This is a genomic window from Streptomyces sp. NPDC090445 (genome assembly GCF_044769385.1).
Classification (GTDB): domain Bacteria; phylum Actinomycetota; class Actinomycetes; order Streptomycetales; family Streptomycetaceae; genus Streptomyces.
Genome location: NZ_JBIVXV010000004.1, coordinates 416006 through 429375, shown reverse-complemented (window position 1 = coordinate 429375; position 13370 = coordinate 416006). Strand labels below are relative to the sequence as shown.

General features: G+C 72.7%; 13 protein-coding genes. 4 read left to right on the top strand and 9 right to left on the bottom strand.

Features of this window, described 5'->3' with window-relative positions; genetic code table 11:
* Positions 1 to 79: 79 nt before the first annotated feature.
* From ACIQUT_RS12875 to ACIQUT_RS12865, 3 genes are all read right to left on the bottom strand, one after another.
* Positions 80 to 832 (bottom strand): GntR family transcriptional regulator, encoded by a 753-nt coding sequence (locus ACIQUT_RS12875; protein ID WP_403562348.1) that lies wholly within the window; start codon positions 830 to 832, stop codon positions 80 to 82.
* A gap of 139 nt (positions 833 to 971) precedes the next feature.
* On the bottom strand, positions 972 to 2171 hold the full coding sequence (locus ACIQUT_RS12870) for a DUF4190 domain-containing protein (RefSeq protein ID WP_403562346.1): 1200 nt from the start codon (positions 2169 to 2171) through the stop codon (positions 972 to 974).
* A gap of 230 nt (positions 2172 to 2401) precedes the next feature.
* The gene (locus ACIQUT_RS12865) at positions 2402 to 3970 is read right to left on the bottom strand and encodes a S8 family peptidase (RefSeq protein ID WP_403562516.1); all 1569 of its coding nucleotides are present in this window, start codon (positions 3968 to 3970) and stop codon (positions 2402 to 2404) included.
* Between the two features lie 251 nt (positions 3971 to 4221).
* On the opposite strand from ACIQUT_RS12865, the gene ACIQUT_RS12860 reads away from it, so the two are divergent.
* Complete coding sequence (locus tag ACIQUT_RS12860; RefSeq protein ID WP_403562344.1) at positions 4222 to 5334, top strand: pyridoxal-phosphate dependent enzyme; 1113 nt, start codon at positions 4222 to 4224, stop codon at positions 5332 to 5334.
* A 119-nt stretch (positions 5335 to 5453) separates the two neighbouring features.
* The gene (locus ACIQUT_RS12855) at positions 5454 to 6272 is read left to right on the top strand and encodes an isocitrate lyase/phosphoenolpyruvate mutase family protein (protein ID WP_403562342.1); all 819 of its coding nucleotides are present in this window, start codon (positions 5454 to 5456) and stop codon (positions 6270 to 6272) included.
* 16 nt (positions 6273 to 6288) lie between these two features.
* On the opposite strand, the gene ACIQUT_RS12850 is transcribed toward ACIQUT_RS12855, so the two are convergent.
* From ACIQUT_RS12850 to ACIQUT_RS12835, 4 genes are all read right to left on the bottom strand, one after another.
* Complete coding sequence (locus ACIQUT_RS12850) at positions 6289 to 7071, bottom strand: trypsin-like serine peptidase (RefSeq protein WP_403562340.1); 783 nt, start codon at positions 7069 to 7071, stop codon at positions 6289 to 6291.
* 8 nt (positions 7072 to 7079) lie between these two features.
* Positions 7080 to 8192: an alpha/beta hydrolase gene (locus ACIQUT_RS12845; RefSeq protein WP_403562338.1), complete on the bottom strand. Its 1113-nt coding sequence runs from the start codon at positions 8190 to 8192 to the stop codon at positions 7080 to 7082.
* Between the two features lie 175 nt (positions 8193 to 8367).
* Entirely contained in the window at positions 8368 to 9759 is a 1392-nt protein-coding gene (locus tag ACIQUT_RS12840) for an alpha/beta hydrolase-fold protein (protein ID WP_403562337.1), read from the bottom strand.
* Positions 9760 to 9991: 232 nt separating this feature from the next.
* Entirely contained in the window at positions 9992 to 10429 is a 438-nt protein-coding gene (locus ACIQUT_RS12835; protein WP_403562335.1) for a MarR family winged helix-turn-helix transcriptional regulator, read from the bottom strand.
* Between the two features lie 103 nt (positions 10430 to 10532).
* Here ACIQUT_RS12835 and ACIQUT_RS12830 point away from each other — a divergent pair, with 103 nt between their 5' ends.
* A complete protein-coding gene (locus tag ACIQUT_RS12830) occupies positions 10533 to 11519 on the top strand; it encodes an SMP-30/gluconolactonase/LRE family protein (RefSeq protein ID WP_403562333.1) in 987 nt (328 codons plus the stop codon).
* Positions 11520 to 11528: 9 nt separating this feature from the next.
* Here ACIQUT_RS12830 and ACIQUT_RS12825 read toward each other — a convergent pair whose 3' ends face one another.
* Positions 11529 to 11765 carry a type II toxin-antitoxin system Phd/YefM family antitoxin gene (locus ACIQUT_RS12825; RefSeq protein WP_403562331.1) on the bottom strand — a complete coding sequence of 79 codons (237 nt, stop codon included), beginning with the start codon at positions 11763 to 11765 and terminating at the stop codon, positions 11529 to 11531.
* Between the two features lie 178 nt (positions 11766 to 11943).
* On the bottom strand, positions 11944 to 12666 hold the full coding sequence (locus tag ACIQUT_RS12820) for a sulfite exporter TauE/SafE family protein (protein WP_403562329.1): 723 nt from the start codon (positions 12664 to 12666) through the stop codon (positions 11944 to 11946).
* 375 nt (positions 12667 to 13041) lie between these two features.
* On the opposite strand from ACIQUT_RS12820, the gene ACIQUT_RS12815 reads away from it, so the two are divergent.
* A complete protein-coding gene (locus ACIQUT_RS12815; protein WP_403562327.1) occupies positions 13042 to 13341 on the top strand; it encodes a DUF6000 family protein in 300 nt (99 codons plus the stop codon).
* The last annotated feature ends 29 nt before the right edge of the window (positions 13342 to 13370 follow it).

Genomic DNA, 13370 nt, shown 5'->3' with positions numbered 1-13370 from the left:
CCCGGCACAACCGCGCAGGCCCGCAGCGAACCGGAGCCATCGGCGCCGGTCGGGATCGCGCCGAAACCCGCCGGTAGGTTTACCGCACCGGGAGGTGGTAGGAGAGGCGGTAGCGGTCCGCCGGGACCACCACGTCGGCGGTTTCGACGGCCCGCCCGGAGGCGTAGTAGGTCCGGCCGATCACCAGCACGACATGCCCGGGAACGCCGCCCAGCAGGGCGATCTCCTCCGCGAGGCCCGGCCGCGCCCCGACGTCCTCCACCACGTTGTCGACGACGAGGTCGATCGCGGCCATCCGGTCGACGACCCCGGAGCCGCCCAGCGGCCCCTCCTCGGGCAGCATCACCGGGGTCCGGCCGGTCAGGGCGAGCGGCTCCCACGAGGTGGACAGCATCATCACCTCGCCCGCGTCGCGGAAGACGTACCGCGTCCGCATGACCCGCTCGCCCGGCTCGATGCCGAGCCGCTGCGCGATCGCGGCGGGGGCGGCGGCCTGCTCGCTGCCGGACTCCCACGTCCCGCGGGCCCCCGACTCCGCCTGCTCCTGGCGGAACGGCGTCGACGGCCCGCCCGTGCGGTAGCCGGAGCGGGCGACCCGCCTCGGCACCGGCTGCTCCCGTACGTACGTGCCCGACCCGGAGCGTCCCTCGACCAGGCCCTCGGCCATGAGGACCTTGCGCGCCTCCAGCGCCACGGTGTCGGAGACCCCGTACTCCTCGCGGATCCGGGCCTGCGAGGGGAGCCGGGCGTGCGGGGGCAGGGACCCATCGACGATCTTCTGTCGCAGATCCCCGGCGACGCGCAGATAGGCCGGCTGCTCACCGAAAGCCACTGAGGCCCTCCCATCAGGTTGACAGACAGCCACACCCTGGCAACGGTCGGTTGTGCGCCGCAAGCGAGGGCCAGGGTTTCACCCGAAGTGATGAAGGCTGGTCACCGAAACCCCGTGCCGCGCGTTACCCACCGCGGTTTCAGGCGGGCGCCGCCGAGGCCCTGCCGCCCGGCCGCCCGCCGGATCCGCCACCGGACCCGCCACCGGACCCGCCACCGGACCCGCCGCCGGATCCGGCGTCCGGGCCCTCGTCCGCCCCGCCGCGCCGCTCGTCCTCCGCCAGCCACTCCGGCACCACCACCGACAGGCCGTACGCCCCGCGCAGCGCCTTCTCCGTGGCCACCGTCAGCGCGGCCGCCGCCCGGTCCCAGGCGTCCTGGAAGTCTGCGGGCCGGACCGCCGCGGCCGCCTTCTGCCACGCCGCGCGCGCCGCCGCGACCTCCTTCAGCTGCGCCCGCGCCGGCCCGGCCAGCTCCGGCCGGCGCGCCGCGGCCTCCTCCAGCACCCGGGACTCCGCCGCCAGCGCCCGGTCCACCTCGCGGGCCCACGCGCGGTACGCCGGCAGCGCCTCGTCGAGGTCCCCGTCGGGCCCGTGCCCCAGCGCCAGGTCGGCCTCGTTCATCACGTGCAGGAAGGCCACCTGGTCCGGCTGCAGCAGCCCGGCGTCACGGCGCAGGCTGCCGCGGTGCTCCTCGTCCGCCGTGCCGATCACGCACAGCAGCCGCCGCTCGCCGCCGGCCGCCCCCTCCCGCGGGGGCGCGAACCAGAACAGCTCCGCGTACGCCGGCAGCGCCCAGGAGTCCATGGCGTAGGCGTCCTGGGCGCGCCAGCAGGCCTCCGTGGCCGCCCTCTTCATCTGCCGGCTGCCGCGGAAGTGCGCCGGGTCGAAGCGGGCCGAGGAGGTGACCTCCCCGTGGTGCGGCTCCGTGCAGGCGACCCGGTAGAAGAGCGGGTCCTCGTCCATCAGGTCCCCGCCGGGGACGTTGAAGCAGTCCCCCGTCCGCAGCTCGTCGATGGCGGCGACCTCCCCCGCGACGTCCTCGTACGGCGCGAGCCCGTCGAGGCGGGAGAAGAGCGGCTCCGCGGCCCGGTCCACGGCCAGGAGCAGCAGCAGGGTCGTCACGAGCGACACCGCCAGGCCGGTGATCGCCAGCGGCCGGCCCCGTTCGCCCTTCCCGGCGATCTGGACGAGGGCCACGATCCCGAAGACGATGCCGAGCGGCGGCAGGCACACCAGTCCGACCAGCAGCGACGCCAGCGCGAAACCGTTGAGTGCCGGTTCCCCTTGGTCCTGCCGGGGGGACGGAGCCGGCCAGTGGGGCGGCGGCTGGGTGCTCACGGGGTACGGGCTCCATCGCAGGGTGACGCGAACGAATGCGCGAAACAGTACACAGCGGGGGCGACCGTGGTGTCGGTCGCCCCCGCCGGTTCCGGTTCACCGCGCCGGTGGCGCTCTGCGGTGACCCTGGATCAGGTGCGTTGCCCAGAAGCGCGGTTCGGGCTCCTGGTTCAGGTTCGCGGTTCAGGCCCGGGTTCAGGCGTGGTTCGGACCCGTGGTGCGGGGCCGGCTCAGAACTGCAGCGCCCACGAGTCGATCTTGCCGGTGTCGATGTTGGCGTTGTCGTTCACCCGCAGCTTCCAGACGCCGTTCGCGGCCTCCGAGGAGGCGTTGACGGAGTAGGTCTGCAGGATGTTGTCCGCGCTGCCGCCACCGCGGTTGTGCAGGGTGTAGACGGAGCCGTCGGGGGCGACGAGGTCGACCTTCAGGTCACCGATGTACGTGTGCTTGATGTCGACCGAGACGCCCAGCGCGGCCGGGGCGCTGCCGGAGACGCCGCTGACGGTCAGCGGGGACTCGACGGTCGCGTTGTCGTTGACGGCGAAGTCGGCGGTGTTCTCGAAGCGCGGCCCGCCGGGCGGGGTGGTGCCGCCGCCGACGAACAGCAGGCGGTTCGGGGAGCCGGTGCCGGGGCTGGTCACCACGTTCGGGGTGGCCGCGGCGACGAGGGCCGAGGCGACCTGGGCCGGGGTGTTCGACGGGTTCTGGGAGAGGTGCACGGCGGCCGCGCCGGCGACGTGCGGCGAGGCCATCGAGGTGCCGGAGATGGTGTTGGTGGCGGTGTCGCCGGTGCCCCAGGCGGAGGTGATGGAGGAGCCGGGGGCGAAGAGGTCGAGGACGGTGCCGTAGTTGGAGAAGCTGGACTTGGCGTCGCTGCTGGTGGTGGAGCCGACCGTGATGGCCTCGGCGACGCGGGCCGGGGACTTGGTGCTGGCGTTGGTGGACTCGTTGCCCGCAGCGACCGCGTACGTGATGCCGGAGGCTATGGAGTTGCGGACGGCGGTGTCGAGGGCGGAGTCGGCCCCGCCGCCGAGGGACATGTTGGCCACGGCCGGCTTGACCGCGTTCCGGGTGACCCAGTCGATGCCGGCGACGACCTGGGCCGTCGTACCGGAGCCGTTGTTGTCGAGGACGCGGACGGCGACGATCTTCGCCTTCTTGGCGACGCCGTGGCTGCCGCCCGCGACGGTGCCGGCGACGTGCGTGCCGTGGCCGTGGCCGTCCTGGGCGGTGTTGTCGTTGTCGATGGCGTCGAAGCCGTAGGAGGCGCGGCCGCCGAAGTCGGTGTGGGTGATGCGCACGCCGGTGTCGATGACGTACGCGGTGACGCCCTCGCCGGCCTTGTCGGGGTACGTGTAGCTGCTGTTCAGCGGGAGGGCGCGCTGGTCGATGCGGTCGAGGCCCCAGGAGGGCGGGCTGGGCTGGGTGCCCTGGGCGCCGTCGACGGTGAAGACGCGGTTCTGCACGACGGACTTGACCGCCGGGTCCGCGGCGAGCTTCCCGGCCTGCGCCTCGGAGACCTCGACGGAGTAGCCGTTGAGGGCGGCGCTGTAGGTGCGGTCGATGCGGGCGCCGTACTTCTTGGCGACGGCCTTGCCGCCGGCCTCGGTCGAGCGGGTGGTGTCCTTCAGGGTCACGATGTAGCTGCCGGCCACGGAGCCGGGGGCGCCGGCGTTCTCGATGACGCCCTGTGCGCCGGAGTCGGCCGCGGAGGCGGGGAGCGCGGCGGTGGCGCCGAGCGTGAGGGCCAGGGCGGCGGCCGCGCTCAGCCCGGCGGCCTTCCGGCGGGTGTGACGCATGGACATGTGGGGGGTCCTCCTCGTCGGTGGTGCGCTTCGGGGATCCGGGACGGCGTCGCGGGGGCGTCGTGCGGGGTGGGGACATGACCATGACGAGGCGCGCTTAGACATGGTCATGACAATCCGCGGAGGGACTGCCGCGCTGCCGCCTCCGAAAGGTTGGCCCAGCGGCTCGGCATCCCACAAGGGGAAGGCGAGCGCGTAACATCCGTGTCATACACCGGCCATGAATGAGCAAAGGTGCTGCGCACATGACGCACGCAATCCCCGGATACGTCTGCCCCGACGACGGCACGCGCGCGGACGCCCGGACGGCGCCCTGGTGCTGCCCCGTCTGCAGCGGCCCGTGGGACCTCGACTTCACACCGGATCCGGCCACCGAGCTCACCCCCTCCGCCGGCCCCAACTCGCTCTGGCGGTACGGCTCCGCACTGCCGCTGCCCGGCGCTTTCTCCGTCACCCTCTCGGAGGGGAACACTCCGCTGGTCCCGCTGGCGGAGCGGATTCACGCCAAGCTCGACTTCCTGATGCCGACGGGTTCGTTCAAGGACCGGGGCGCCGTGATGCTCGTGGAACTGGCCCGGCGACTGGGCCCGGAGCGGGTGATCGCGGACAGCAGCGGCAACGCGGGAACGGCCGTCGCGGCGTACTGCGCCCGCGCCGGGCTGAGTTGTGAAATTTTCGTGCCCGAGGGCACGTCGGCGAAGAAGACCGAGCAGATGCGGGCCCACGGCGCCGCCGTCCGCGTCGTCCCGGGCGGCCGGGAGGCCACCGCCGAGGCGGCGCGGGCCGAGGCCGACCTCCCCGGCGTCTTCTACGCGAGCCACGTCTACAACCCGTACTTCCTGCACGGCACCAAGACGTACGCGTACGAGGTCTGGGAGGGGCTCGGCGGCCGGCTCCCCGAGGCCCTCGTCGTCCCCGTCGGCAACGGCACCCTGCTGCTGGGCGCGGCGCTGGCGGTGGAGGAGCTGGCCCGGCGCGGGGTGCGCCCGCCGGCGCTGATCGCGGTGCAGGCGGCGGCGGTGTCCCCGCTGGCCGCGGCGTTCGAGGCCGGCGCGGAGGAGGCGGACGCGGTGGAGCAGCTGCCCACGCTGGCCGAGGGGATCGCGATCCCGGCCCCGCCGCGGGCCCGGCAGATCCTGGCGGCGGTCCGCAAGTCCGGCGGCACCTTCCTGACCGTGTCCGAGGAGGCCCTGCGCGCCGCGCAGCGGGACCTGGCGGGGCGGGGGCTCTTCGTGGAGCCGACCGCGGCGGCCTGCTGGGCGGCGGTGGGCCCGGCGGCCCCGTCGAACCCCCTGGGCGGCCGCACGGCGGTGGTCCCCCTGTGCGGGACGGGCCTGAAGGCGGGCCTGGCCCCCTGAGCCGGCCCGGCGGCCGGGCGGCCGGGCGGCCGGGCGGGGCGGGCGGCCGGGCGGGGCGGCGGACGTACATGTCGGAAAATCGCCGGTCAGGGGCCGGGGCCGTCTGCTGAACTGACCCCATGACCAACCGTGTTGACCGTGTTGACCTTGCCCGCCGCTTCGCCTCCCTGCACACACCCGGCGCCCCGCTCGCCCTGGCCAACGCCTGGGACGTGGTGAGCGCCCGGCTCGTCGAGGCGGCCGGCGCCCCGGCCGTCGCCACCACCAGCGCCGGGGTCGCCTGGTCCCTCGGCGCCCCCGACGGGGACTCCCTGGCCCGGGACCGCGCGCTCGACCTCGTCGCCCGCGTGGCCGGCGCCGTCTCCGTCCCCGTCACCGCCGACATCGAGGGCGGCTTCGGCGCCGACCCGGCCGGGGTCGGGGAGACCGTCGCCGGGGTCGTCGAAGCCGGCGCGGTCGGCATCAACATCGAGGACGGCACCCGCGAGCCCGCCGAGCACGCGGAACGCCTGGCCGCGGCCCGGGCCGCGGCCGACGCCGCCGGGGTCCCGCTGTACGTCAACGCGCGGATCGACACGTTCCTCTTCGGGCTCGGCGACCCGGCGGGCCGCCTCGACGAGACCCTGGACCGGGCCGCCGCCTACCTGCGGGCGGGCGCCTCCGGCATCTTCGTGCCCGGGGTCACCGATCCGGCCGTGGTCGCCGAGCTCGCCCGCGGCATCGACGCCCCGCTGAACGTCCTGGCCGGGCCCGGCGCCCCGTCCGTGGCCGGGTTCGGCACGCTGGGCGTGGCCCGCGTCAGCCTCGGCTCCTGGGTCGCCGAGGCCGCGTACGGGGTGGTGCGCCGCGCCGCCGAGGAGCTCCTCGCGGACGGCACGTACACCGCGGTCGCCGACGCCCTCGCGTACGGGGAGCTGAACGGCCTCCTGAAGGGCTGATCCGGCCGGGAGCCCGTCAGTCCGCGGCCGCCTGCTCGTACAGGGCCCTGGCCCGCTCGTCGAACAGGGCGGCCGTGGAGTCCACGTCCGTGTCCCCGCCGCTCAGCACGCCGATCAGCCGGCCGGGGCTGCCCGGCCCGCCCCGGTCGGCGATGAAGGGGCTGCCGCTGGTGCCCGTCCAGAAGCCGGCGCAGCTGATGTACAGCATGGCCGGGTCGTCCTCGTCGTGGGTGGTCTGCGTCGTGCAGGAGACGGGTTTGTTCTGCGGGTTGCGGCCGGATTCGGGGTAGCCGACCACCGTCACCTCCCGCTCGTAGCCGGAGGTCCACTCGGGCGCCGGGGCCTCCCCGGGCCCGACGGCCTGCTGGACGGTCATGTCGTCCTCGTCCGGCTCGATGCTGAGGAACGCGTAGTCGGCGGTGTCCTCGCCCCACCTCGTCCACCGCTCGTCCACGTGGACCGCCCGGACCTTCCACGCACCGAGCGGCTGCCTGCCCGCGCCCTCGCCCGAGAAGGCGGGGGCGAAGGACAGGTCGCCGATCTCCCGGCCGTCGTGGGCGACCTCGCCGGGCTCGCCGTTCTCCCCGGCCGGGGCCACGCAGTGCGCGGCGGTCGCGACGACGGTGCCCTTGGGGCTGTCGACGACGCTCGCCGTGCACCAGTGCTCCCCGTTCGCCATGAGCACGCCGACGCCCGGGAAGGGGTGCACGGCGCCCGCGTCCCCGTCGGTCGCCTTGATGAATCCGACGGCGAGCGCGGCCGCCACACCGGCGACGGCCGCTGCGGAGGCCCCCCTCACGACGGCGTTCAGCGCACGCCGGGATCGGGGGTCGGTGCCAACATCACCTTGCTGATCCACTCCAGGGAGCCCTCCCTCATGCCGCGAACATACGACTTTCCGTTGTGCTCACCATCCTGGATCACCTGCAGGCGGGTGTGCACGGGGCCCCTGCCATACTCCTTCATGAACTTCTCGGCCTTGTCGCGGCCGCTCTCCGCGGTGCCGATCTGGAAGTTGACGTAGACCTCCGGGCCGCCCGCGGCGATCAGCTTCGAGGCGAGCTTCTCCGGGTTGTTCGCGTCCATGGCCTGCTTGTTCCCGTTCCACAGCGGGGAGTCGGGGACGATGTCGACGCCGCTGGCGATGGCCGCCTTGAAGCGGTCGGGGTGCTTCAGGACGTGCTTGAACGCGCCGAAGCCGCCCGATGAGGAGCCCATGATGGCCCAGCCGTCGCGGGAGGTGAAGGTGCGGAAATTGGCCTTCGTGAAAGCCGGGATGTCATCGGCCATCCAGGTGCCCATCTTGGGCTGCCCGGGGATGTCCGAGCCGTCGAAGTGGTTCTTGGTGTCGGCGTTGATCACCGGCATGACGAGGATGAAGGGGAGGCTGGTCCCCGCCTTCACCCCGTCGGTCACGGCCTGCTGCAGGCCGAGGCCCGGGCCCGTGCCCCAGTAGTTCTTGGGGTAGCCGCGGCCGCCGGGAAGGGAGATCAGGACCGGGAAGGCGCTCTTGGCGTACTTCGGGTCGTCGTACTCCTTGGGCACCCACACCCACACGTCGCCGGTGAAGCCCGACTTCGCGCCGGTCAGCGTCGTCTTGGCGATCTGCGTGCCGTCGGGCAGCCGGCTGGTGCGGACGAAGGACGCCTTCGGGCCGGCGGGCATGCTGACCCCCGGCCGGACGCTCTGGGTTGCGGCCGTTTCCTTGGCCTTGTTGACCTTGTCGAAGGACATGGGATCCCCTATGTCCGAGAAAAGGCCGAACTTGTACGCTGCTCCGCCCCCGGCGGTCAGCGCGAGCGCGAGCCCGCCGACGATCAGAAGCCTGCGCAGGCGGCGCTTGGGGCGCGGCCGGCCCGCGGTCACGGGGCCTTCCTCGACCGCGAGGCGGCCGTCGCCCTGAAGCTGGTCATGCTGCACGAATTGTCCCGTTCCTTCTCCGGCGCCCGGACGGGCGCGGGTCGGACCGATCGGTCCCCCTTACACCCGTTACAGAGGCTTCAACGACCGGATGGGTTGCCTGGGACGGGCATGACGTGGTGTGGGCCACGCCCGCCCCCGGGCAGCGTGCTGCATGCCTGGTCGGCCGGGGGGGTCAGCCCGCTTCGGGCTTGGGGGCCTTGAGCACCTTGCTGATCCACTCCAGGGAGCCTTCCTTCATGCCCCGGACGTAGTGCCAGCCGTTGTGCTCGCCGTTCTGGATGTCGCGGATGGTGGTCTTGACGGGACCCTTCCCGTACTGCTGCTGGAACTTGACCATCCGGTCCTTGCCGGTCTCCTTCGTGCCGATCTGGAAGTTGATGTAGACCTCCGGACCGTTGCCGTCGATCAGCTTCTTGGCGAGCTTCTCCGGGTTGTTCGCGTCCATCTCCGCCTGGTGGCCCTTCCACAGCGGGGAGTCGGGGACGATCTCGCCACCGCTGGCGATCACGGCCTTGAACTTGTCCGGGTGCTGGAGGACGGTCTTCATGCCGACGAAGGCACCGGAGGAGGAGCCCATGAAGGCCCACCCGTCACGGGACTTGTAGGTGCGGAAGTTGGCCTTGGCGAAGTTCGGGACGTCCTCGGCCATCCAGGTGCCCATCTTGGGCTGGCCCGGGATGTCGGAGCCGTCGTAGTAGAACTTGGCGTCCGGGTTGAGCACCGGCATGATCACGACGTACGGCAGGCTCGTGCCGGCCTTGACGCCGTCGCTGATCGCCTTGTGCAGGCCGAGGCTGCGGTCGGCCCAGTAGTTGGTCGGGTAGCCCTCGCCGCCGGGGAGCGCGATGAGCACCGGGAAGCCGCTCTTGGCGTACTTCGGGTCGTCGTACTGCTTGGGGGCCCACACCCACACGTCGCCGGTGAAGCCCGACTTGGCGCCGGCCAGCGTCGTCTTGGCGATGATCGTGCCGTCGTCCAGCTTGGCGACCTGCTTGAAGTCGGCCTTCGGGCCGGTCGGCATCAGCACGTCCGGGTCACCGGAGGGCGCGGCCGCCTGCGCCCCGCCCTTGGCGCCGTCGCCGGAGCCCTTGCCGGACGCCTGGTCCTTGCCGAAGCTCACGGCCTCGCCGTTGCCGGAGAACCACTCCATCTTCCAGGCCGCGAAGCCGCCGCCGCCCAGCAGCAGGACCAGGGCCAGCGTGGCGCTGATCCATATCGCGCGGCGGGAGCGCTTGCGGGGCGGCTCGGAGTCGTCCGGCCCGTGCCCGTCGCCGCCGGGCCGCGGGCGTATGTGGGCGCTCGGATCCGGGCAGGGCGGACCGGCCGGGTGCTGCTCGTACGGGTGCTGGTCGTATGGGTGCTCGTACGCCTCGGAGCCCGGTGGCGGTGGCGGCTGCTGCGCGTGCGGATCGGGGTACGGGCGGCGGCCGCGCTGCTCCGCGTACGGCGGGTACCCCTGCGGTGCCTGCCGCGGTGGCGCCTGCCGCGGCGGCTGGTCCTCGTACTGCGGGTACGGCGGTCGCGGCTGGTCCTCGGGCCGCTGGCGCTGCGGGTACTGGTGCACGGACTTCGCTCCGAACGGTCATGGCTGCCCCCGAGCGGGACAGAAGCTGTGGGCGTCCCCCTTGCTTCTGATGTGCGAATGCAGCATTCCGTTCCAAGAACCGGCAAAAAGACGAGCCGAATATCGGCTCGCGGGAACCGGTCGGCGCCAGATCACCTCTGGCTCAAATCACCCCTGGCCCAGATCACCCCTGGCCCAGATCACCTCTGACTCAGATCACCTCTGACCCGGATCACCTCTGGGTGTCGAGCACCTGCACGCACCGCCCCAGCAGCCGGACCAGCAGCTCGCGCTCCTCCTCGGAGAACTCGCCGACGAGCGCCCGCTCCACCGCCACGGCGGCGGCGTCGGCCTGCTCCATGACGGCCCGCCCCTCCTGCGTGAGGCGGGTCTCCAGGACGTTGCGGTGCCACTCGTGCGGAGAGCGCTCGATGAGCCCGCGCTCCTGGAGGTTCTTCAGGACGGTGGTCATGGTCGGGGGCGTCACCCCGCACAGGCGGGCCAGCGCGGCCGCGGAGATCCCCGGCTTCTCGGCGAGCCAGAGCAGGGCCGCGTACTGCGGAACCGTCACCGCGGAGGGCTTGAGCGCCGCGTTCTTCGCCGCGAGGAGCGCCTGTTCGGTGCGCTTGACGTGCGAGCCGATCCGCTCCTCGGGGGGCATGGAGGTCATCACCCAATAGTAGCCCCCTTGCGGATGTTAGAGCTCTAATCTATGTTCACACTCACCTCGAACAGAGACTCCTAATGATCGGCGGAAGAAGGAGAAAGCCCGGATGCCGAAGAAGCTCCTGCCCACCGCAGTCCTCACCCTGACGGCAGCACTCACCCTGACCACCGCACCGACGGCGGTGGCGGCGGAACCGCACGGCGGCGGCGGCCGGATCACCACGGCCTTCACCCTCCCCGGCGAGAGGGTCTACCCGGAGGGCATCGCCACCGACCCCCGCACCCGGGCGGTCTACGTCGGCTCGTACGCGGACGGCACCGTCTACCGGGCCCTGCCCGGCCGGGCGCGCGCCGAGGTGTTCCTGCCCGCCGGAACCGACGGCCGCCGCACGGCCAACGGCCTGCGCGTCGACGCCCGCGGCCGCCTGTGGGTGACCGACTCCACCGCCGGCGTCACCGTGTACGACACCGCCACCGGCGCCCGCCTGGCCCGCTTCGACGTCCCCGGGGCCGGCCCGCGCTTCGTCAACGACCTCACCGTCACCCCGGACGGCACGGCGTACCTGACGGACAGCGTCCGCACGGTCGTCTACCGGGTCACCCCGCACGATCTGGCGGCGGGCTCCGGGACCCTCACCCCCGCGTACGACCTGAGCGGCCGGCTCACCCCGGTCCCCGGACGCGCCTTCAGCCTCAACGGCATCACCTCGGACCGGGCGGGCCGCTACCTGCTCACCGTGGACATGGTCGCGGGCGACCTCCACCGCATCGACCTGCGCACCGGCGCACTGTCACGCGTCACCCTCCAGGGCGGCGGCCTCGTCCACGCCGACGGCCTGGACCTCGCCGCCGACGGCAGCCTGCGGGTGGCCCACAACACCACCAACACCCTGACCCGGTGGCACCTGACCCCGGACGGCACCCGCGCCCGCCTGGTCCACACCCTCACGGACCCGTCCCTGCAGATCCCGACGACGCTGGCCCGCACCCCGGGCCGGACGCTGGTGGTCCGGTCCCAGTTCGACAAGGGCGGCCCCATGGGCGGCACGGGCACCCCGACCGCCTTCACGATCGCCGCAGTCCGCGGCCTGTGACGACGCGCGTCACACCACGCCGGGACCCCTGTGCGCCACGAGCACACGGCGGTCGTGCGCCGGGTGGTGCTGCAGCGGGTGGTGCTGCACCGCGTGCGAGCCTTCACGGAGCGCCGCATAGTCCTCGGCGGACAGCAGGACGGCATCGCCGTGCTCGGACACGATCTCGATGGCCTCGTGGCTCTCGTTGACCTTCTTGATCAGCGGAAGGAGCCCCTTGCGGGCCGCACGCGCAGTAACGAACATGCCCCGACCCTTCCCCGCCCGGCACCGGACGACGCTCCCGATCCGGTATAGCCCCCGAACGCGGTCGCAGCGGCCCCCGAGGAGCCCGCCGACTCGACCGGATGATCGAGCCGACCTCCTCGGCCGGCCGGCGGGGAGCAGCCGACAGCCGTGGTGCGGCGGGGTGTCAGGCAGGGTGTCAGGCGGTGGCCGCGCGCAGGACCACCGACAGCGAGCTGACGACCAGCAGGCCGAGGATCACCTGGCGGAGACGCTCGGCGTTCAGGCGGCTGAAGGCCTTCTCGCCGACGAATATCCCGATGAGCAGGGCCGGCACCCCGACGAGGAGCATCTGTCCGACGGTCGCGGTGAGCTGGCCGCTGATCCCGAACCCGACCAGCGCGGCCAGGCTGGTGCCGGAGAAGACCACGCCCAGCGTGGCGCGCTGGACCCTGGGCTCCAGCTTCATGCTCTGGAACGCGGCGACCATCGGAGGGCCGTCGATGCCGGTGGCGGCGAAGGAGGCTCCGGAGAACATCCCCACGGCCATCACCGCGCCCAGGCCGCCGCCCAGCGTGATCTTCCGCCACACGATGAACGTGCCCAGCAGGACCACCGCCGTGATGATGAACAGCAGCACCCGCGACGAGAGCGTGGCCAGCAGCCACACTCCGAACGGCACGCCGGCCAGCCCGGACAGCAGGGTGGCCGTCATCAGGCGGCGGTCGACGTACCGCCAGTCACGGACGGCGATCACCAGGCTGAGCGGGGCGGCCATGATGCCGGCCACGACCACCGCGCTCGCCGGGTCGATGAGCAGCGCCAGGGGCGGGACGGCCACCAGGGAGAAGCCGAATCCCGCCGTGGTGCGTACGACGGAGGCGATGGCCAGCACCAGGAAGGCGCCGAGGAGGATCATCATGGGAAAGCGGTCTCCAGGTCGGGCGGCGCGGTTCAGACGAGGAGGGCGGTGGCGGAGCGGTGCATGGCTTCTCTCTCTTGGGGATGTGCCGAGCCGGGCGGACTGCCGCGCCGAGGAGACAACGCTCAATCATGTTCATCCACCATCTACCCCGTTTCAAGATCCCCAGGGGCGGTAAACCCGCACTGCGGGAAGACGACCCCGCCAACACCCGGCACGGTGACGGCAAAAGGGTCGCCCCACGAGAAGCCGCCCCTCCCCACCTGCACGCCTGTGAAATCACCTCACATGCGGCAACACGCCGATCTCACAGCGAAGCGGAAGTGTCTGCGGACTGGCCGCGGACCGGCTGGGTACGCCGAGGCGGAGAAATCCGTGGCATACCGGCGGAACCTGCAACGAGACTGCGCGGGTGAGATCCTCACGGCCTGCCTCGACCGCTACCTCCCCCGCACCGACCTGGACTACGACCAGCCCGCCGCCCTGGGCGCCCTCCTCCGCCTCGACGCCCTCCTCGGTACCCACCACGCCGACCCCTTCACGGAGCCCGACGGCCTCTGGGACGAGTGGGTCAAGGGCGTGGGACGCCTCGGCTACCCCGGCCACACCCCCGCCGGGCTTCGCCGCTGGACGGACCTCCACTGCGACTTCGCCGACGGCTGGTCCCGCACGTAGTGGGAACAGCGGCCCCGGCCACGGCGTCG

Excerpts from the sequence above, each read along its gene's own strand:
- ACIQUT_RS12865 (WP_403562516.1), bottom strand. The coding sequence starts at position 3,970 with ATGCGTCACACCCGCCGGAAGGCCGCCGGGCTGAGCGCGGCCGCCGCC.
- ACIQUT_RS12860 (WP_403562344.1), top strand. The coding sequence starts at position 4,222 with ATGACGCACGCAATCCCCGGATACGTCTGCCCCGACGACGGCACGCGC.
- ACIQUT_RS12855 (WP_403562342.1), top strand. The coding sequence starts at position 5,454 with ATGACCAACCGTGTTGACCGTGTTGACCTTGCCCGCCGCTTCGCCTCC.
- ACIQUT_RS12835 (WP_403562335.1), bottom strand. The coding sequence starts at position 10,429 with ATGACCTCCATGCCCCCCGAGGAGCGGATCGGCTCGCACGTCAAGCGC.
- ACIQUT_RS12830 (WP_403562333.1), top strand. The coding sequence starts at position 10,533 with ATGCCGAAGAAGCTCCTGCCCACCGCAGTCCTCACCCTGACGGCAGCA.
- ACIQUT_RS12825 (WP_403562331.1), bottom strand. The coding sequence starts at position 11,765 with ATGTTCGTTACTGCGCGTGCGGCCCGCAAGGGGCTCCTTCCGCTGATC.
- ACIQUT_RS12820 (WP_403562329.1), bottom strand. The coding sequence starts at position 12,666 with ATGATGATCCTCCTCGGCGCCTTCCTGGTGCTGGCCATCGCCTCCGTC.